The sequence below is a fragment of the Pseudoalteromonas sp. genome, assembly GCF_018402495.1.
Taxonomy (GTDB): domain Bacteria; phylum Pseudomonadota; class Gammaproteobacteria; order Enterobacterales; family Alteromonadaceae; genus Pseudoalteromonas.
Window position 1 is genome coordinate 994,717 of sequence record NZ_JAGYIU010000001.1, and the last position, 19,023, is coordinate 1,013,739.

Annotated in this window: 20 protein-coding genes; 16 read left to right on the plus strand and 4 right to left on the minus strand. The window is 40.9% G+C overall.

The features are described from left to right. Window positions 1-206 precede the first annotated feature (206 nt). The 3 genes from xthA to rlmA are packed head-to-tail and all read left to right on the plus strand — an operon-like array spanning window position 207 to window position 2,466. The gene (gene xthA, locus KG708_RS04580) at window positions 207-1,013 is read left to right on the plus strand and encodes an exodeoxyribonuclease III (protein WP_213608298.1); all 807 of its coding nucleotides are present in this window, start codon (window positions 207-209) and stop codon (window positions 1,011-1,013) included. A 5-nt stretch (window positions 1,014-1,018) separates the two neighbouring features. Next, window positions 1,019-1,666 carry an energy-coupling factor ABC transporter permease gene (locus KG708_RS04585; RefSeq protein ID WP_213608299.1) on the plus strand — a complete coding sequence of 216 codons (648 nt, stop codon included), beginning with the start codon at window positions 1,019-1,021 and terminating at the stop codon, window positions 1,664-1,666. Then, on the plus strand, window positions 1,663-2,466 hold the full coding sequence (gene rlmA, locus KG708_RS04590) for a 23S rRNA (guanine(745)-N(1))-methyltransferase (protein ID WP_213608300.1): 804 nt from the start codon (window positions 1,663-1,665) through the stop codon (window positions 2,464-2,466). The genes KG708_RS04585 and rlmA overlap by 4 nt, the downstream gene beginning before the upstream one ends. Here rlmA and yfbV read toward each other — a convergent pair. Continuing rightward, window positions 2,450-2,896: a terminus macrodomain insulation protein YfbV gene (gene yfbV, locus KG708_RS04595; RefSeq protein WP_213608301.1), complete on the minus strand. Its 447-nt coding sequence runs from the start codon at window positions 2,894-2,896 to the stop codon at window positions 2,450-2,452. The genes rlmA and yfbV overlap by 17 nt on opposite strands. Before the next feature lie 253 nt (window positions 2,897-3,149). On the opposite strand from yfbV, the gene KG708_RS04600 reads away from it, so the two are divergent. The 7 genes from KG708_RS04600 (at window position 3,150) to KG708_RS04630 (ending at window position 9,802) form a co-directional block, all read left to right on the plus strand. After that, window positions 3,150-4,364 carry an acetate kinase gene (locus KG708_RS04600; protein ID WP_213608302.1) on the plus strand — a complete coding sequence of 405 codons (1,215 nt, stop codon included), beginning with the start codon at window positions 3,150-3,152 and terminating at the stop codon, window positions 4,362-4,364. A gap of 1 nt (window position 4,365) precedes the next feature. Further along, window positions 4,366-6,519: a phosphate acetyltransferase gene (gene pta / locus KG708_RS04605; RefSeq protein WP_213608303.1), complete on the plus strand. Its 2,154-nt coding sequence runs from the start codon at window positions 4,366-4,368 to the stop codon at window positions 6,517-6,519. 221 nt (window positions 6,520-6,740) lie between these two features. Next, a complete protein-coding gene (locus KG708_RS04610; RefSeq protein WP_029609972.1) occupies window positions 6,741-7,127 on the plus strand; it encodes an ACT domain-containing protein in 387 nt (128 codons plus the stop codon). 3 nt (window positions 7,128-7,130) lie between these two features. Continuing rightward, window positions 7,131-7,628, plus strand: a complete 498-nt coding sequence (locus KG708_RS04615) for a PTS glucose transporter subunit IIA (RefSeq protein WP_013464788.1) — start codon at window positions 7,131-7,133, stop codon at window positions 7,626-7,628. A 4-nt stretch (window positions 7,629-7,632) separates the two neighbouring features. Then, window positions 7,633-7,977, plus strand: a complete 345-nt coding sequence (locus tag KG708_RS04620; protein WP_013464787.1) for an ArsC family reductase — start codon at window positions 7,633-7,635, stop codon at window positions 7,975-7,977. Further along, window positions 7,977-9,107 (plus strand): succinyl-diaminopimelate desuccinylase, encoded by a 1,131-nt coding sequence (gene dapE / locus KG708_RS04625; protein WP_213608304.1) that lies wholly within the window; start codon window positions 7,977-7,979, stop codon window positions 9,105-9,107. The genes KG708_RS04620 and dapE overlap by 1 nt, the downstream gene beginning before the upstream one ends. Beyond that, window positions 9,107-9,802 (plus strand): M15 family metallopeptidase, encoded by a 696-nt coding sequence (locus KG708_RS04630; protein ID WP_213608305.1) that lies wholly within the window; start codon window positions 9,107-9,109, stop codon window positions 9,800-9,802. The genes dapE and KG708_RS04630 overlap by 1 nt, the downstream gene beginning before the upstream one ends. Here KG708_RS04630 and KG708_RS04635 read toward each other — a convergent pair. Continuing rightward, window positions 9,789-10,664: a DMT family transporter gene (locus tag KG708_RS04635; protein ID WP_213608306.1), complete on the minus strand. Its 876-nt coding sequence runs from the start codon at window positions 10,662-10,664 to the stop codon at window positions 9,789-9,791. The genes KG708_RS04630 and KG708_RS04635 overlap by 14 nt on opposite strands. Before the next feature lie 215 nt (window positions 10,665-10,879). Here KG708_RS04635 and KG708_RS04640 point away from each other — a divergent pair, with 215 nt between their 5' ends. The 4 genes from KG708_RS04640 to KG708_RS04655 are packed head-to-tail and all read left to right on the plus strand — an operon-like array spanning window position 10,880 to window position 13,790. Beyond that, window positions 10,880-12,244, plus strand: a complete 1,365-nt coding sequence (locus tag KG708_RS04640) for an adenine DNA methylase (protein WP_213608307.1) — start codon at window positions 10,880-10,882, stop codon at window positions 12,242-12,244. Window positions 12,245-12,252: 8 nt separating this feature from the next. Further along, on the plus strand, window positions 12,253-12,678 hold the full coding sequence (locus tag KG708_RS04645) for a YcfL family protein (protein WP_213608308.1): 426 nt from the start codon (window positions 12,253-12,255) through the stop codon (window positions 12,676-12,678). A 7-nt stretch (window positions 12,679-12,685) separates the two neighbouring features. Then, a complete protein-coding gene (gene lpoB, locus KG708_RS04650; RefSeq protein ID WP_013464781.1) occupies window positions 12,686-13,306 on the plus strand; it encodes a penicillin-binding protein activator LpoB in 621 nt (206 codons plus the stop codon). A 16-nt stretch (window positions 13,307-13,322) separates the two neighbouring features. Continuing rightward, complete coding sequence (locus KG708_RS04655; RefSeq protein ID WP_213608309.1) at window positions 13,323-13,790, plus strand: glycine zipper 2TM domain-containing protein; 468 nt, start codon at window positions 13,323-13,325, stop codon at window positions 13,788-13,790. 98 nt (window positions 13,791-13,888) lie between these two features. On the opposite strand, the gene KG708_RS04660 is transcribed toward KG708_RS04655, so the two are convergent. Then, the gene (locus KG708_RS04660; protein ID WP_008110031.1) at window positions 13,889-14,335 is read right to left on the minus strand and encodes a DUF4826 family protein; all 447 of its coding nucleotides are present in this window, start codon (window positions 14,333-14,335) and stop codon (window positions 13,889-13,891) included. A 119-nt stretch (window positions 14,336-14,454) separates the two neighbouring features. Next, window positions 14,455-15,837 (minus strand): M28 family metallopeptidase, encoded by a 1,383-nt coding sequence (locus KG708_RS04665; RefSeq protein WP_213608310.1) that lies wholly within the window; start codon window positions 15,835-15,837, stop codon window positions 14,455-14,457. Between the two features lie 220 nt (window positions 15,838-16,057). Between KG708_RS04665 and KG708_RS04670 the strand changes: the two genes are divergently transcribed. Together KG708_RS04670 and yddG are read left to right on the plus strand one after the other, a co-directional pair. After that, window positions 16,058-17,905 (plus strand): ABC transporter ATP-binding protein, encoded by a 1,848-nt coding sequence (locus KG708_RS04670; RefSeq protein ID WP_213608311.1) that lies wholly within the window; start codon window positions 16,058-16,060, stop codon window positions 17,903-17,905. 181 nt (window positions 17,906-18,086) lie between these two features. Then, entirely contained in the window at window positions 18,087-18,989 is a 903-nt protein-coding gene (gene yddG / locus KG708_RS04675; protein WP_213608312.1) for an aromatic amino acid DMT transporter YddG, read from the plus strand. The last annotated feature ends 34 nt before the right edge of the window (window positions 18,990-19,023 follow it).

Here is a 19,023-nt window from a genome sequence, read left to right on the forward strand (position 1 = left end):
TTTAACATATCAATTGAATATTTTATTTGTTTTGTTATTTAATACTGCATTAACATTGTTTAAACATTAAACACTCATTGATCAACATTTGTGCAGCTATTCTAGGGTCTAAAAATTAATTATGCCTTAGGTATAGGCATATTATGACGATAAAAATACTGGTATAATCTTGTCGCTAATAAAATCAAATATTAAGGTAACCTTCAATGAAAGTGATTTCGTTCAATATAAATGGCCTACGTGCTCGCCTACACCAATTACAAGCGATTATTGATAAACACCAGCCAGATATTATTGGTCTTCAAGAGATCAAAGTACATGATGAAGCGTTCCCGCTAGATGATGTGCAAAAAATGGGTTATCACGTTTATTTTCACGGGCAAAAAGCCCATTACGGTGTGGCAATGTTATGCAAAAAAGAGCCTAAGTCGGTATTAAAAGGGCTTACCACCGACACCGATGAGTCGCAAAAGCGTATGATCAGCGTCACCGTAGAACAACAAAATGGTCGCGACCTACATATAATGAATGGCTACTTTCCGCAGGGCGATAACATCAAACACGAAACCAAATTCCCGTACAAGCGTCAATTTTATCAAGACTTAATGACCCATTTAAATACTCACTTTACGCCCGATCAGGATATCATTGTAATGGGTGACATAAATATCTCCCCAACCGATTTAGATATTGGTATTGGTGAGGTAAACGCTAAACGTTGGCTAAAAACAGGTAAATGCTCATTTCAACCGGTAGAACGTGAATGGTTAGCGACTTTATTAAACTGGGGTTTTAAAGATACCTTTAGAGAGCAAAACCCAGAAACTAATGATCAATACTCGTGGTTTGACTACCGCTCAAAAGGCTTTGATGATAATCGTGGACTGCGAATTGATGTGGTCTTGGCAACGCATGACTTAGCCGCTCGCTGTATTGATTCGGGTATCGATTATCAGCTGCGTGGTATTGACAAACCTTCAGATCACGCGCCTATTTGGTCTAAGTTTAATTAACGATTATGCTAAGCGTGCAATTACAGGCATTACTTTGGATTGGTGCTATTGTTATTGGCTTTTTAAGTGTTAATAAATCAACATACGCCAATTTTTTTAATACGCCAGCAAGACAAACTGGTGTGTTTGCCTGCGCACTGGTGCTTGCTGTATTGTGGCGCATAAAAGCCGGTATTTTGTCTGGTCTTGATCTTCATATATTGGGCATTACCGCCGTTACGCTGATTTTAGGTTGGCGTTTGGCTATTTTAAGTTGTGTATTAGCAACTGCCTTGCTAACTGCTTTTGGACAAATAGCATTCGAGCTAATTGCGGTAAAATTACTAATAAGTGCATTTATTCCAGTATTATTAAGCTACTTTGTATTTATGCTTTGTTATCAGTACTTAGCGCGGCATTTTTTTATCTATATATTTGTTTGTAGCTTTTTAACTGCGGGCTTTGTTGCCTGCGTTAACATTATATTAGGCGGCGTCTTTTATTACGCTATAGGGGAATATAACTGGCATCAGTTAACTGAAAACTACATTTATCTCAGTCCTATCTTAGCGTTTCCTGAAGCAATGCTAAACGGTATGGCCATGACAGTACTGATCACCTACCGCCCGCACTGGGTAAAAACTTTTTTTGATAAGGACTACTTAGGCTCATGAGTCTTCATTACTATTGCCCTATTTGCAAACACCCTTTAGCACTTAACGAAAAAACATTACAATGCAGTAATAATCACAGCTTTGATTTTGCCAAAGAAGGCTATGTAAACCTACTTCCAGTACAAAATAAAAACTCTAAAGACCCCGGCGACTCTTTAGAAATGGTACAAGCAAGGCGCTCATTTTTAGAGCAAGGATACTATGGCTTTTTACAAACCGCTTTAGCCAATATTGTTAAACCACTTAACGCAAATTTGATCATTGATTTAGGCTGTGGTGAAGGGTTTTATACTCATGCTATAGCAGATAGCACGTATGGAAGTGTTTATGGTGTTGATATATCAAAGTCAGCAGTAAAATACGCTGCAAAACGCTATAAACAATGTCAGTTTAGCGTTGCGTCAATTAGCCAAGCTCCTTTTGATGATCACCTCGCTGATGTATTAGTGAGTGTGTTTGCTCCTTTATTTGATAATGAGCTTGCGCGCCTAATTAAAGATCAAGGAAGCTTAATTGTTGCAAGTCCAGGCCCTAGGCACCTTAAAGAGTTAAAGGATTATATTTACGATACAGTGAATGAGCATACAGAGATTGCTACCCCAGCAGGCTTTGAGCTCGTATCAAAACACCTCATTACAGAAAAAGTTGAGCTTGTATTTAGCGATGTAAAAAACTTAATTATGATGACCCCTTTTGCTTGGAAATTCAGGCCTGAGCACTGGCAAGCACTTGAAAAAAAACAACAGCATAGTGTTACCTTATCATTTTATGTAACGCGCTTTACTAAAACTGTTCTTTAGTAAAGGTTTTATCCATTTTGTCAAACATATCTTTTAACAATTCGGCAAGCTCCAAATAGCGGGGCTTGTTTTCCCCCATTTGCGCGTCGTAACCATTAGCAACCATTTTTGCAAACAACTCGTTGTACCATTGCAGCATGGCGGGTTCTAATTCTGTTTGTGCACGTTTACCTAACCATAAAAGCCCTTGTAACGGTAACGAGATAAAAAATAAACTACTTGCAATGGCTTGAGGTAAAAAGTCAGGACCTAAATAATTTAGCTGAAAAAATAAAGTCAACATAGCTAAAATTGGCATTACTGTAATCGCAAGCTCGGTTGCTCTGATCACTTTAAATTCTGCAAATAGAGGCGCTATCTCTTTGCGCATAGGCCATGTTTTAGCGTAAGAACGCCCTATTTGAACTTGCGAAATCACACTTTTTTGCATTATAAATCCTCATATTCACGGCATTTAATACTTCTACAAGTATCTTGCTTATAAAAGTGTAACACAACTCTAACTTTATCGGTAAAAATGCTTAATTTCACTATTAAATCACACAAAAAGCATAAATTATTAGATGAATTCCATAAAGGCCTTTCAATAAAATCAACTACACTTTAGTCTATACCCATTTAAGCCTACAATGCTTATTTATCAACCAAGTGTACCGATTAATATTTAAATGGAAAATGAATCTATGCCAACTCTCCCAAAAAAACCAAACCATGTTTTGGTACTTAATTGTGGAAGCTCAAGTTTAAAGTTTGCAATTATTGATGCAAACACAGGAAACGACATTATTTCAGGTTTAGCTGAGCGCCTGGGTGCAGATGCTCCCTCAATAAAATATAAATTTAAGGGAGAAAAAACCACCATAAAACTCTCTGCTAATCAGGCACACGCGCATGCAATTAATACGCTGGTTGATTTAATAAAAGATCACAACCTTGATGAGCAACTGGTTGCAGTTGGTCATCGTGTTGTGCACGGCGGCGAGCATTTTACCCAATCAGTATTAATCGACGAGAACGTCATTGCAGGTATCACGCAAGCAGCTACGTTAGCACCTTTGCACGGCCACGCTAACCTACTCGGAATATCATCAGCGCAAGCATCATTTAAAAACTTACCGCAAGTAGCCGTATTTGATACCGCATTTCATCAAACCATGGATGAAGTCGCTTACCTTTACGCACTTCCTTATCAGCTTTACCGAGACGTTGGAATTAGGCGTTACGGATTTCATGGCACTAGCCATTATTACGTAGCAGGCCAAACCGCAACCTTGTTAACACTTGAGATAGAAAAAAGTAATTTTATTAGCGCCCACTTAGGTAATGGCTGTTCAGTGTGTGCAATTAAAAATGGTAAAAGTGTCGATACCAGCATGGGGTTAACACCACTGGAAGGGCTTATTATGGGGACGCGTTGCGGCGATATTGATCCTGGCCTATTTAACTTTTTAACTACACAGCTCGATTACACTGCTCAGCAAATAGATGACTTACTCAACCAAAAAAGTGGCTTATTAGGAATAAGCGAACTGTCTAACGATTGTCGTACTATCGAAGAAGCGGCCATGGCAGGTAATCAACAAGCTCTGCTGGCACTCAATATGTTCTGTTATCGCCTAGCAAAACAAATTGCCGCTTATATGGTTCCACTTCAACAACTAGATGCACTTATTTTTACCGGTGGAATTGGTGAAAATTCCGATATTATTCGTGAAAAAGTGCTCAGTCAGCTGAGCTTTTTAGGGATACATTTAGATCCACAAGCAAACCTTGATGCACGTTTTGGCCAAGCTGGATTAATTAGCACAACAGATTCACGTAGCAAAGCGGTTGTTATGCCCACTAACGAAGAATGGGTGATCGCACTTGATGCCGCAAACATCACCAAGGAGTTATAATATGGCTCGTCGTATTATGTTAATACCCATATCTACTGGGGTTGGTTTAACCTCAGTATCGGTGGGTTTGGTAAGGGCGCTGGAACAAAAAACTGTTAAAGTTAATTTTTTTAAACCTATAGCCCAACCACGGGCGGGTGAAACAGGCCCAGAAAAGTCAACACAAATTGTTACCCAAGGCTCACCTATTGATCCACCCACGTCATTTGCGCTGGATTACGCCGAGCAAATGATTGGCGATGGTAAAGGCGAAGATCTTTTAGAAGAAATTGTTGAGCGTTTCCAAAGTAAAATAAACGATGACGAAGTGGCCATAATCGAAGGCATGGTGCCTACTCGTCGCCAACCATATGCGGGTAGAGTCAATCGTGAAATTGCACAAACCTTGGGAGCCGACATTGTCTTTGTACTTACACCAGGAAATTACAGTATTACACAAATTGAAGATCGCCTTGAAATAGCCGCTGGCAATTATGGCGGGATCAATCACCCTCGCGTACTCGGATGTATTTTTAATAAAGTGAATGCTCCCCTTGATGAAGAAGGTCGTGCTCGTGCCGACTTGGTCGATACCTTTAAACCTGAAGCGCTTGATAACGAACTAAACCGCTTAGCCTCTTTGCCTATTTTTAGAAAAAATCCGTTTATGTTACTCGGCGCTATTCCGTGGGATTTTGAACTGGTTGCCCCGCGTGTTAAAGATTTAAGTGCTTATTTAAAAGCCACAATTATTAACGAAGGTGACATGGTGCATCGTCGCCTTCGTCGAATCACCTTTTGTGCTCGCACAGTGTCAAATATTTTAAACTATTTTACTCCTGGTGCATTGTTGGTGACCCCTGGTGATCGCTCAGATATATTAGTCGCCGCCTGCTTATCGGCCATGAATGGCACTAAACTGGGAGCTATTTTACTTACCGGCGGATTTGAACCCGAGCCACGTATTATGGCGCTATGTGAACAAGCTATGCAAACTGGTCTACCAATTTTGGCAACCGAAGGAGATACCTGGCGCACCTCTTTATTGCTGCATAACTTTAACCTAGAAGTGCCTAGTGACGATGAGCAGCGCATAGAAAAAGTAAAAGATCATAACGCTGCACATATCGATTCTGATTGGCTGGACACATTAGCAAAAAGTGTCGGGAAAACGCGTAAGTTATCCCCGCCGGCCTTTAGGTATTTATTAACCGATAAAGCCCGTAAAGCAGATAAAACGATTGTACTGCCTGAGGGTAACGAGCCTAGAACCATTAAAGCCGCTGCTATTTGTGGCCAGCGCGGCATTGCTAAAACAATTTTACTTGGCGATCGCGATGAAATATTTCGAATCGCGGAGCAACAAGGGATTGAACTGAACGAGCATGTGACTGTAATAGAGCCAAGTAGTATTATTAATGACTACGTAGCACCTATGGTCGAAATTCGTAAAAACAAAGGCTTAACTGATGTTATTGCAAAGGAACAACTGCAAGATAACGTGGTACTGGGCACCATGATGCTAGAGCAAGGAAAAGTAGATGGGCTGGTTTCAGGGGCAGTCAATACCACGGCTAATACCATTCGTCCGCCGTTACAGTTGATTAAAACCGCGCCGGGTTCATCATTAGTCTCATCAGTGTTTTTTATGTTGCTTCCTGATCAGGTACTGGTTTATGGTGACTGTGCTATTAACCCTGATCCTAATGCTGAACAACTAGCCGACATTGCAATTCAATCTGCCGACTCTGCAACCGCATTTGGTATAGAGCCGCGTGTAGCGATGATAAGTTACAGCACTGGTAATTCGGGCAGTGGCGCTGATGTAGAAAAAGTCCGCGAAGCAACAAAAATTGCCCAACAAAAGCGTCCTGATCTCATTATCGATGGGCCATTGCAATACGATGCGGCCATTATGGAAAGTGTAGCTATTAAAAAAGCGCCAGATAGCCCGGTTGCCGGTAAAGCAACCGTGTTTATTTTCCCTGATTTAAATACGGGTAATACCACCTACAAAGCAGTGCAACGAAGTGCCGATTTGATCAGTATTGGTCCTATGTTACAAGGGATGCGCAAACCTGTTAACGACTTAAGCCGTGGCGCATTAGTTGACGATATTGTGTATACCATTGCTTTAACAGCCATTCAGGCGGCGCAAGTAGAAGCGCTTAATTAAGTCCTGTAATTAACATGCCCTTTTTATAGCCTAGCCATTTTTTATTTAATAATTAACTGGTTAGGCTATTTATACCTCACAACCCCCAAGCTTATCCACAGAAATTGTGGACAATTATTTTTTAGCTAATAAAAATATAGCACTGCCTAAACTTGAGCCTTTAATTTAACTTCAATACTCTATACTATAAAGCTATTATTTTGCTGCTGGCGATACGTTTAATGTCAAAACAAACATTACAATTACACAGCACCGTGTTATCTATTCATAGTTTAGCCCTTGATGCTGACATACCGCCTGCGCTGTTAAAGCAACCGTTATTTTTTATCTCAAAAACGCATGATGAATTGTCAGTTGTTTGCCCTGTCGACTTTATTATTGATAGCCAAGACACTGAATCTAATTGGCAAGCACTGGAAGTAATAGGTCCTTTAGGGTTTTCGTTAACTGGCATTATGGCAAACCTGTCAGGCGTATTAGCCAGAGCCGGCGTGTCCATTTTTTCGATATCGACCTACGATACCGACTATATTTTAGTAAAAAAACAAACGGTCACCAAAGCAATTACAGCCCTTAAAGCCGATGGCTACAACGTGGTAACTCAATAAATAATGAAATCTGAAGACGTTAGCTATTTAACTAAAAATAAAATTGGCCGAAACGCGATACAAATCACGAGTCCGTTCAGTGGTAAAGTGATGCCAATGGAAGAGCATCCACAACCCTTTTTTCGTTTTGGCACACTCGGCCCGGGTATTGTTGTTAGCTTATCGAGTCATAAAGTATTAGCGCCCTTCAATGGCACCTTACTGCAGGTAAAAAGTGCCGGTTGTGAATTTATTTTAAAAGCCAATAACGGCTTAAAAGTATTAATAAACCTAGCGGTGCCCGATTCACAAACACTTACGCATACTCATATTGCTCAGCTTAACGGCAGTAAAATAACCAAAGGCCAACGCCTTGCTTATTTTGATTTACGTGAGCTCGACTCGCCTATTTTAGCCAGCCTTATAATTCTCAATGGCCATAATTTAGGCACTTTTCATTATTCTCACCCGCAAGTTAATGCCGGTGTAGATACCTTATTAACTATTATTAAAAAGAAGTAGATTTATGATCACTCTCTATGGCATTAGCAACTGCGATACAATTAAAAAAGCAAAAAAATACCTAAGCGATAACGACATCGCATTCACTTTCCATGACTACCGCAAAGACGGCGTTAATAACGACATGGTAAGCGACTTTGCAGAACATATTGATTGGGAACAATTGGTTAATAAACGTGGCACAACTTATAGAGCGCTCACTGATGAGCAAAAACAAAGCTTGACTAAACAAACCGCTATAGATTTACTCGTTGAACAACCGGCGATGATCAAACGCCCTGTACTTGTTAATAACGGGCAATATCACTTAGGCTTTAAAGCAGCCCAATACGATGAGATTTTTAAATAATGACCCACCCAGTAATTAGCCTAGCCCAAGCCTTAATTCAGCGAGAGTCAGTGACCCCTGAAGATGCAGGCTGCCAACATATGATGAATGAACGCCTAAGCGCCATTGGCTTTGATATTGAATCGCTATTTTTTACCGACACACTCAATACGTGGGCACGCAAAGGCACGCAGTCACCGCATTTTTGTTTTGCCGGTCATACCGATGTGGTGCCCACAGGGCCTGAAAAAAACTGGCAGCATCCGCCTTTTACAGGCCTAATTGAAGACGGCTTATTGCATGGCCGTGGCGCTGCCGACATGAAAGGCTCACTCGCAGCCATGGTTGTGGCCACCGAACGATTTGTATCTAAGCATCCAGATCACAAAGGTTCCATTTCGTTTTTAATTACCTCAGATGAAGAAGGCCCTTTTATTAACGGCACTACCCGCGTTATTGATACTTTAGAGGAGCGCGGTGAAAAAATAGATATGTGCCTTGTAGGTGAACCCTCTTCTCGCGATGTACTCGGTGATGTGGTTAAAAATGGCCGCCGTGGTTCACTAACGGGGTTTTTAACTATAAAAGGCGTGCAAGGTCATGTGGCGTATCCACATTTAGCACAAAACCCAATTCATTTAGCCATGCCAGCTTTAACCGAGTTAAGCCAAACTGTGTGGGATATGGGTAATGACTTTTTTCCAGCCACCAGCTTTCAAATCTCTAATATTAATGGTGGCACAGGGGCTGGTAATGTGATCCCCGGTGAGCTTGAGGTACAATTTAACTTTCGATTTAGTACCGAAGTTACCCATCAACAACTGCAACAAAAAGTAAATGCCATTTTACAAAAACACAATTTAAATTATGAGCTCAATTGGATTGTGAATGGCTTGCCGTTTTTAACCGATCACGGCCCATTAGTTGATGCTACAGTCGCAGCAATTAAATCGGTTACTGGGTTAATCACTCAATTAGAAACTACGGGCGGCACCTCAGATGGTCGTTTTATTGCCCAAACGGGTGCTAAAGTTATTGAATTAGGGCCACGTAATGCCACTATTCATAAAGTGGACGAATGTGTGAGCACCGACGATCTAATCGCGCTGACCGATATTTATGAACAAATATTAGAGCAACTATTAACCTAATGACTGTAAATAAAGAACTCACTCAATGCATTACAGGCCAAAGTGATGCGCATTTGGTTGCCATACAAAACCATTATTTGCATGCCAACATTGTCAATGATTTCATTGCACTGCAAACTGCGGCTACTTCAGCAGGTTTTGATTTATGTATTGCATCAAGCTTTCGGGATTTTACGCGCCAATCAGCAATTTGGAATGCTAAATTTTCCGCTAAGCGGCCGGTATTAAACAAAGCACAAGAAATCGTTGATATTAGTTCGCTCAGTGATATCGATAAATGCATTGCCATTATGCTTTATTCGGCGCTTCCGGGGGCCAGTCGCCATCACTTAGGGACTGATTTAGACATTTACGACAGAGGCGCAGTGAGTAACGATTATGTGTTACAGCTGAGCCCTGATGAATATCAGCAAGGTGGGCCTTTTGCTAAACTAAGCCAATGGCTAGACACTCATCTAGCAGAATTTGGGTTTTATCGACCTTACCAGCACGACTTGGGCGGGGTAGCTCCTGAGCTTTGGCATATTAGCCACATAGCGCAATCAACGCAGCTTATTCGTCACCTTACGCCAGAAGTGTTGCACGACTGCATTAAGCACAGTGATTTATTAGGTAAAGACGCTATTTTAACCCACTTACCTGCATTGTATGAACGCTTTGTGATCAATGTAAGTCCACCAGCTAAGCAGTTTTAGTCTTTTTATTTAAAGTAAAAACCAATACCGCTAGTAAAATGATACTGCTAGTGAGCATAAATTGTACAGTTAATGTCTCTGATAAAAATACTGCCCCTGCAATAGCCGCCAGAACGGGCACGCATAACTGCACTATGGCTGCATGCGTGCTCTTTAATAGTGGCAAAGCCACATACCAAATACTGTAACCTACGCCAGATGCGATGGCACCTGAGGCTATTGCAAGTAACGCTCCTTCGATACGTATATTTTTAAGCTGGCTCATTCCCACCACAATTAAAATAGGCAGCACTAATAAACTACGGATAAAATTAAAGGTAGTGGCTCTTAGCGGCGACACACACGCCTTGCCACGAATACTGTAAATTCCCCACGCAATGCCACTTATACTCATTAATAATGCAGCCATCAGCGGTGGTGCTGTCTGTGAGGGCAGCATTAAGTAAACAAATGCCGCAAACGCCACTATAAATGCAAGCCATTGCACAGCACTTAAACGCTCTTGTTTATATATGCCCCAGCCAATCATTGTAAATTGCACCGCCGAGAATAAAATAAGCGCCCCCATGCCGGTATCAAGCTCGATATAAGCAACAGAAAAACACAGCGCATATATCAATAAGCTAGCACTGCTTCGCCAACTGCCAGTATCGTTAATAATAGGATTACTTAACTGCGCTTTTTTATTTAACTGCCTAGTGTAGAGCAGCATAATAATGGTCAAACACACTGCCCCGCTCAGTAACCTAATAACGGTAAAATTCCACGCATCAATGTAGCCTTGCGCCAACGCTAACCGACATAATAACGAATTTGCAGCAAAGGCAACTAAGGCGATAATAGTAAACAGTGTTGCTTTCAAATTAATCCCTAACGTATTGATAAATATGTACCGTATTTATATACCGATTAAATTAACGCCCAATGTTGTAAACGTTACCATGGTTATTTTTTAAATGATAAAGTTTTTATTAAGGGTTTTTGTTCTATGTTTATACACTACGCTTTTTTACAATCTTTCACACCTACATTTATAAGCCATGTGTTAACCTTATAAAATAGATAAAAGGAGTGCGTGTGCGCCACATTTTAATTTTTAGTCTTTGCTTTATTATAAGTGGTTGCAGCACCATGGGCTTTGACGATCTTTTTAATGATTATGCCACTAAAACCACCCCCGTAAGGCAGGCCATTACCGCTAACGATATTGAGCGTGCCCGCAGCTTAATAAAAGATAACAACAAAGCTCACAGCAATTATTTGCTAAGCCAATTAGAACAAGGACGAATTGCTGATTTAGCTAACAACCCACAGAGCGCACAAACTCATTTTGAAACTGTGTATCAGCAAATGCAAATTAAGCGTCAGGCTGCAAAAATACAAGTAAGTGCCGGACTTGAACAAAGTAATGCACTGTTAACCAACGACTCAGCCATTAGCTACACACCGCCGGCCTACGAAATGAGTATGCTGCATAGTTATAAAGCGCTTAATTATGTATATAAACACGATATTGAAAGCGCGTTAGTTGAAATTCGTCGTGCTAATAAAGTACAAGTTGATGAACTGCGCAATAACCAAGATGAATTAGACAAAACCGTAGCCCAAGCACAGCAGCACTACCCTGAGATGAATAACCTAATTCGTTCGGTTAAAAATGGTTTTCAAAATGCGTACACATTTTATTTATCCGCCTTACTATATCAAGCTGCTAATCAAGGTGATGATGCCTACATAGACTATAAAAAAGCGCTCGAAATCTATCCTGACAATCCATATTTACAGCAAGATCTACTGCGCTTAGCTAAAAAACAAGGTTTTACTGATGACTATAACCAATTTAAACGCCAGTTTGGTGAAGTTAACAGCTTAGAAAAAAACCAAGGCGAAGTGGTTATATTATTCGAACAAGGCCTGATACCAAAACAACACGAATTTAAATTGCGACTACCCATTTATACTTCACAGGGAGACGCCCGCTTTTATAGTCTCGTCATGCCCATTTATATAAATAATGCTTATGTAAGCACCGTTAACAACGTCAAAATTAATGACCATGTATTATCACTAAGCCCGTTAGTACACTTAGAAGCACTGGCCGCTAAAACGTTAGAGCAGCAAGTTGCTGGGCGCGTATCGAGGCAAATATTGCGCCTAGTGGCGAAAGAAAAGCTGCGCGCTGAGCTTGCCCGCAGTGGCGGTGATGTGGGGAATATTTTAGCAAACTTATATAATCTTGCTTCTGAGCAAGCCGATACCCGCAGCTGGCTTACCTTACCCAATCAAATTAGCCTTGCCCGCAGTGCAGTGACTGCAGGCGAACATACCTTAAATGTTGGCTCACAACCGCCAATAAATTTTACCGTTAGTAAGCAAAGGTTAACGTTAATCTACCTAACCTCTGTTAATAACTATTTTAACTCCCATGTAGTGCAACTTTAGGAGCAATCATGAAATACATACTCCCCATTATTGCGTTGTTTATGCTTAGTGCATGTAGCAGCCGACCTGTAACCTCAGGCATTGGAGTTGAACAAACTACCAACGCCTACAAAGAGCAGCTCAATGTTAACAATCCACAGTTAGCAAAAAAGCTATTAATTAGAGATGTAAAAACTCGTCAAACAAATAACCTAACTGACGTAGTAGTCACCTTGGCAAGTACCTATAAAAAGTCACAATATTTACAGTATCAATTTAACTGGTTTGATAAAGATGGCTTTGTAATTAAAGGCAACCACTCGCCGTGGCAAGCCCTCACATTATTTGGCTTTGCTAAAACTCAGCTTGCAGGACTCGCGCCTAGCCCTAATGCCGTTACTTTCTCTTTAGCTGTAAGAGAAGTGTCTACTGAAGCACAAGAATTTAAAGATTAAGGAAACCATGATGATCAATAAACAATTTAAATCACTCTCTGGCTATGCAATTTTAGGCTTAGCCGCACTCACACTAACAGGCTGTGCTAATAAAGCAGTCGTTAGTTATGGTGATGCCCAAGCCGTAGAAACCACAGATATTAACTTTGGCTCTACCGACCTACAAAAAGTAGCCTCGCAAATGACCGACTCACTGCTCAGTTCGCCAGTGGTTGGTACTATGACTGCCAATACACGCCCTGTGGTATTTGTTGAGCGTATTAAAAACAAAACCAGTGAACACATAGACACTGAGTCAATTACCGACTCAATTTCGACTCAATTACTTCGCAGTGGAAAATTTAGATTTGTTGATATGACCCGTGTAGAAGCGGTTCGTGAACAACTTACATTTCAAAATGAAGATGCACTGATCAATCCAAGCACTGCGGTGGCCTTTGGTAAACAAATTGGTGCGCAATATATGCTGTACGGTAACCTATCGAGCATTGTTAAATCCAATGCTGACAAAGCCGATGTGTACTACAAATTTACAATGCGCTTAATGGATATGCAAAGTGGCCTTGTTGAATGGGCTGACGAAACTGAAATTCGTAAAACCCGTGAAAAATCTACCTTTGGTTGGTAACTAACAGGAGCGAACCATGAAGACGCTTAGCTTATTTTTATGCACTTTATTAATATTTAGTGCCCCCACTTTTGCCAAGTATGAGCGCAATAAAGCCGTTCCCGTGCAGCAAGTACTATTTGGTAAGGTCAAGTCGGTGCGCACCATTAGTGAACAACAATTGGTTCACGATAAAAGCAACGGCTGGAAAACCTTTGGCGGTGCCTTATTAGGTGGCGTTATTGGTAACCAGTTTGGTGGTGGCAGCGGTCGCACGGTAGCGACTATTTTAGGATCAGTGATTGGTGGTAATGTTGCGCATAATCAGCAACAGACACAACGCTATGAAAACCTTCAATTAGTTGAACTACTTATACAAGTAGAAAATGGTGAACAATTTATGGTGGTACAGGACAGCGATCCCGCTATGCGTTTTCACCAAGGTGATAATGTACGTCTTATTTATTTAACCAACAATACAGTGCGCGTAGATAGCGCTTATTAGGGTCTATTTATGTTTCGAGCTTAATTATTAAAGTTCCAACAAAAAACCTAACTTAGGTCACTAAGTTAGGTTTTTTTAAATGTATTCACTTTTATTTATTAAGCGGGTTCTTTTGCCCAAAGCTGCTCGTTTTCATGCATTTCATATAAACCATGTGCACGGTTAATCAGTAAATTTGCAAAATCAGCTTGGGTTTTATCTCGCGCACCCGCGGTAATAATTTGATCGGCCTTTAACTGCCACTGCAGTGAAAAATAACGCATTGCATCGCGTGCATCTTTTGCTGCAGACGCTTCAGCATGATCAGTTGGTAAACGACCGGTGATCACCCAGTAGCTTTTACCGTTTTGCGCTTTAAATTTCCATAGCGCGCATAAAGGCGCTAAAAAGCGACTTTCTTTTTCAAGCAATGTTTTTGGCATAATGCCTTTTTCAGCTAAATGTTTTTGCGCATTTTGAAAGCATTCGCGCTGCCATTGAATTTCTTGTTGCTGAAGTTCAGCTTGCTGCTCTGGTGTTAATGGTTTTTGTTCTTGTTGCTGCATTTTAATAACCTTTTTACTTCTTAGTTTACACTTTAAGGGCATAACAAATAAGGCGCAAGCATAAATAGCGTGCTTAACACCTTATTCGCAGCTGTTTGCTGGGTTTTTAAGCAAACCGATTATTTTATGTTGTGATCAAACGACCCCACATCACCGGGGAACACCACTGGCGATTCAACACCCTGTTTATTCACGCTAGCAACGCCAAAATAGTAGTTATCAATAACCACATTTTTAAGCGTAAACTCGCTTACATTATCAACCCATTGGCTGTATTGCCATTGTGGCTCACTCGTATAGCGCCAGTAAATTTTGTAACCGGCAATATTTTTATCATCTGATGGTTGCCAAGAAAGTGTGGTACTGGCGCGTACGGCACCACTAATTTTCACTTCTTTAGGTGGCGCTGGTGCCCATGCCATTGACGCTAGGCTCACCGCATTCAATGACGTGAGTTTTGCTGCGTAATCAAAATCAACACCTTCAATTGTATCGCCATAAACAATGCCATTTTCAGTGCGTAGGTCTTGATGTTGACGGTCGTAATGCTCGTTAGTTTCCATTATACGCACGGCGGCAAAGCCTGCATCGTTAAACGGGCGATGATGCCCTCCTCGAGCAAATCGGTCGAGTCTGTATACCAGCATAGTGTCTAAATTTTCAATGTACTTATCGGCAATGGTGTCTATGTAACGCGCTAAATTACGGCTCGCTGAGTCAACTTCGCCACCCGTAAAACGACGAGTACGCGCTTGCTCTTTGGTTTCAACCACACGCGTCCCTTCAGAAAAAATTCGTGCAGTGGTGTTATCTGTTACGCCATTAATACCGGTAATATTACCAATCATGTCGTTATTTAAAACACCATGAACCTGCCAATTATTTTTTTGCGCATAAGCGGTTAAAATTTTACCGCCAAATAAGCCTTGCTCTTCGCCCGAAAGTGCCGCATACACCACTGAGCCATTAAATTTATATTGCGATAAAACACGCGCTGCCTCAATAACACCGGCAACCCCTGAGGCGTTATCGTTTGCACCTGGCGCATCACTGGTAAAATCCATTACATCACTAACCCGTGAGTCTATATCACCCGACATCATCACCATACGATTAGGTTCAGTACTGCCGCGCTGAATAGCCACTATATTAACGACTTCAACGGGGTTAGGAATGCGCTTTTCTCCCGAGATGGTTTCTTTTACTTCTAGTATTTCTAAGCAGCCACCGCACTGTGCCGAAATTGCTTCAAATTCTTGTTTTATCCAACGCCTCGCTGCACCAATACCACGTGTATCAGACTTAGTTTCTGATAAGGTATGACGCGTACCAAAACCCACCAGTGTTTGAATATCACCCTCAATGCGCTGCGCCGAAATTTCTTGTGCAATTTTATGCAATGATGCTTGTTGTGTTGACTCAACAGCGACGCTGTTAAGTGTTATCGAACATAATGCTGTAGGCAGAGCATACTTAAGCAATTGATTAACTAGTTTAGACATAGCAGTTTTATCCTCAAAATGAATACCACCAACATGACAGTAGAAAATAATAATCGCAAACCATTTGAGATAAACGTTAAAAACCTCAGGCTAAACTACATTTTATTAACAAACTTAAAGCTTCTTTAGTTAGCTGGGCATGTGAGCATATTATTTTCACTGCGTCTTATCTGTGACAGTGATATAGTAAAGTCTGTTTTGAATTAATTAAGCTTCTAATATGTATCGATTATTTGAACGAATGACTAAACCGTTCCCTGAGCGCTCACCAACTCAGCCCCCAAATACCTTATTTGCATTTTGCCGTCATTACACAAAGGGCATGGAACTGTCGTTGGTACTTATGTCACTAAGCGCCGCGTTGTTGGCTATTTTAGAAGTTTCTTTGTTCAGCTATATGGGTCAACTGGTTGACTGGCTTGGCGAATACACACCTGAAGAGCTCTTTTCACAGCAACAATCAGCGCTCATAAAAATGGGACTAATGCTACTTGTTGTCATGCCTGTAGTGGTGTTTTTTAGATCTGCTATCTTACATCAAGCGCTATTAGGTAATTACCCTATGTCGATACGCTGGTTAGCACACCGCTACTTACTACGCCAAAGTGTTAGCTTTTATCAAAACGAATTTGCCGGAAGAATAGCTACAAAAGTATTACAAACCTCATTGGCAGTGCGTGAATCTGTCACTAAGTTACTTGATGTACTGATGTACATTGCCGTTTATTTTGGCTCAATGGTGTTTTTAGTCGCAGCCTCTGATTGGCGGTTGATGTTGCCATTATTAGTATGGTTAGCATTATATATCTGCGTACAAATATACTTTGTACCCCGGTTAAAAAGTATTGCCAGTTCACAGGCCGACGCACGCTCAGAAATGACTGGCCGTATCGTCGACAGCTATACAAATATTTCAACCATCAAATTATTTTCCTATACCCAACGCGAAGAGCAATACGCCAAACAAAGTATGGATGTATTTTTACAGCCTGTGTATAAACAAATGCGATTGGTTACAAGCCTTAATGTGGTTATTCAGAGCTTAAACTACTTATTGGTGTTCTCTGTGGCAGCGGTATCCTTATATTTATGGTCGTTAAGTGCAATTAGCGCAGGCGCTATTGCCGTGGCATTAAGTTTATCGTTAAGGCTTAATGGCATGGCCCAATGGATCATGTGGGAAATTAGCAGCTTGTTTGAAAACATTGGCACTGTGGCCGACGGCATGCGCACGCTTTCTACTCCTATTGCCGTTGATGACAAACCACAAGCCACAAGCTTAAAAGTCACTCAAGGAGCAATCGACTTTAATAATGTCCATTTTAATTATGGTAAAGCCGCTAATGAAAACAATCGCGGCCCCATAATAAACGGTTTAGACTTAAACATTAAACCCGGTGAAAAAATTGGTTTAGTGGGTCGCTCTGGTGCGGGTAAATCAACACTGGTTAACTTATTGCTACGCTTTTACGACACTAACAAAGGCAGTATTAGTATTGATGGCCAAAACATAACCGATGTGAGCCAAGAAAGTCTGCGCCGCTATATTGCCATGGTTACTCAAGATACCTCGCTACTGCATCGCTCAGTAAAAGATAACATTTTATACGGCAGACCTGATGCCACCGAAGCCGAAATGCTCAATGCCACCAAACAAGCCAAAGCCCTTGATTTTATTCTTGATTTAGAAGACAGCAAAGGCAATAAAGGCTTTGATGCGCAAGTAGGTGAACGAGGAGTGACGCTTTCAGGCGGACAACGTCAGCGGATTGCTATTGCACGGGTACTGCTTAAAAACGCTCCCATTCTTATACTTGATGAAGCCACCAGCGCATTAGATTCAGAAGTCGAAGCCGCTATCCAAGCAAGCTTAGATGATTTAATGGCAGGCAAAACAGTAATTGCCATTGCCCATCGATTATCGACCATTGCACAAATGGACAGACTCATCGTATTGGATGATGGCGGCGTTGTTGAGCAAGGTAGTCATAACGAACTTATCGCCCAAGGTGGCATTTATGCGGCGCTTTGGGCGCATCAAACCGGTGGCTTTATTGGCGTTGAGTAAATAAATCATCTCAGAGCAGGCTATTAATATAGCCTGCTTTTGTTTACTAAAAATTAACTTAACCGTTAATCCAAATAACTATTTATAGTTATTTAGTCGAATTTTATAGCACACCTCTTGTCCCCCTGTTTTTAAAATGCCACATTCGCTATGTTTTGTTATCACGCTTTGACTTTTTATTATGCCTTTTTTAAGTAAACATAAATACACGCTCTTTGGCGTATTGGCTATTTTACTCTGGAGTTCATTAACTGCTTTTGTTCGTGACCTATCTGAGCTGTTTAGTCCTATCGGAGGCGCTGCTTTAGTATACAGTGTCAGTGCCTTATTTTTAATGGTTGTTATGGGTACCCCTAAGATAAAAAGCTTCCCTAGAGCTTATTTGATAATCGGTGGCTCATTATTTGTTACATACGAAATATGCTTGGCATTATCGCTGGGAATGGCAAACACGCGGCTACAAGCCATGGAAATGGCTATTATTAATTACTTATGGCCTGCCCTGACTATTTTATTAACAATTATTGTCAATCGCTCTAAGGTTAGCTTTTTAGTTTATCCTAGTATCGCAATCGCATTTTTTGGGGTTGCTTGGTGTATTGGCGGGGATCAGGGGCTCTCAGTAACGAGTTTAATAAGTAATATTGCTGATAACCCTCTTACTTATTTAATGGCCTTTTCTGCTGCAATCATTTGGGCTATTTATTGCACAGTAACTATAAAAATGAGTGGCGGTAAAAATGCTATTACGTTATTTTTTATTGCAACAGCGAGCAGCTTATGGCTTCAGTATGCGCTGAGTAACGAACCGAGTTTTACTTTTACTACTCAATCAAGCTTTACATTATTAACAGCAGGTATTGTTATTGGTTCAGGCTATGCATTGTGGAATCAGGCCGTTATAGGGGGCAATATTATACTTTTAGGCACCTTGTCTTATTTCACCCCTATTTTTTCAACTATGTTTGCTTCTTTTTACTTATCTGTTGCCTTGGCTGACTCTTTTTTACACGGTGTTGTCTTGGTTACTATTGGTTCGTTAATGTGTTTTTGGGTTACTCATACAAAAGCCATTAGAAAATAATTTAAAAGCGAGAAGCCAATTACGCCTCTCGTTT

Excerpts from the sequence above, each read along its gene's own strand:
- KG708_RS04585 (WP_213608299.1), top strand. The coding sequence starts at position 1,019 with ATGCTAAGCGTGCAATTACAGGCATTACTTTGGATTGGTGCTATTGTT.
- KG708_RS04645 (WP_213608308.1), top strand. The coding sequence starts at position 12,253 with ATGAAATACATACTCCCCATTATTGCGTTGTTTATGCTTAGTGCATGT.
- KG708_RS04600 (WP_213608302.1), top strand. The coding sequence starts at position 3,150 with ATGCCAACTCTCCCAAAAAAACCAAACCATGTTTTGGTACTTAATTGT.
- rlmA (WP_213608300.1), top strand. The coding sequence starts at position 1,663 with ATGAGTCTTCATTACTATTGCCCTATTTGCAAACACCCTTTAGCACTT.
- pta (WP_213608303.1), top strand. The coding sequence starts at position 4,366 with ATGGCTCGTCGTATTATGTTAATACCCATATCTACTGGGGTTGGTTTA.
- yddG (WP_213608312.1), top strand. The coding sequence starts at position 18,087 with ATGCCTTTTTTAAGTAAACATAAATACACGCTCTTTGGCGTATTGGCT.
- KG708_RS04665 (WP_213608310.1), bottom strand. The coding sequence starts at position 15,837 with ATGTCTAAACTAGTTAATCAATTGCTTAAGTATGCTCTGCCTACAGCA.
- yfbV (WP_213608301.1), bottom strand. The coding sequence starts at position 2,896 with ATGCAAAAAAGTGTGATTTCGCAAGTTCAAATAGGGCGTTCTTACGCT.
- xthA (WP_213608298.1), top strand. The coding sequence starts at position 207 with ATGAAAGTGATTTCGTTCAATATAAATGGCCTACGTGCTCGCCTACAC.
- KG708_RS04615 (WP_013464788.1), top strand. The coding sequence starts at position 7,131 with ATGAAATCTGAAGACGTTAGCTATTTAACTAAAAATAAAATTGGCCGA.
- KG708_RS04610 (WP_029609972.1), top strand. The coding sequence starts at position 6,741 with ATGTCAAAACAAACATTACAATTACACAGCACCGTGTTATCTATTCAT.
- lpoB (WP_013464781.1), top strand. The coding sequence starts at position 12,686 with ATGATGATCAATAAACAATTTAAATCACTCTCTGGCTATGCAATTTTA.
- KG708_RS04620 (WP_013464787.1), top strand. The coding sequence starts at position 7,633 with ATGATCACTCTCTATGGCATTAGCAACTGCGATACAATTAAAAAAGCA.
- KG708_RS04655 (WP_213608309.1), top strand. The coding sequence starts at position 13,323 with ATGAAGACGCTTAGCTTATTTTTATGCACTTTATTAATATTTAGTGCC.
- KG708_RS04630 (WP_213608305.1), top strand. The coding sequence starts at position 9,107 with ATGACTGTAAATAAAGAACTCACTCAATGCATTACAGGCCAAAGTGAT.
- KG708_RS04660 (WP_008110031.1), bottom strand. The coding sequence starts at position 14,335 with ATGCAGCAACAAGAACAAAAACCATTAACACCAGAGCAGCAAGCTGAA.
- dapE (WP_213608304.1), top strand. The coding sequence starts at position 7,977 with ATGACCCACCCAGTAATTAGCCTAGCCCAAGCCTTAATTCAGCGAGAG.
- KG708_RS04670 (WP_213608311.1), top strand. The coding sequence starts at position 16,058 with ATGTATCGATTATTTGAACGAATGACTAAACCGTTCCCTGAGCGCTCA.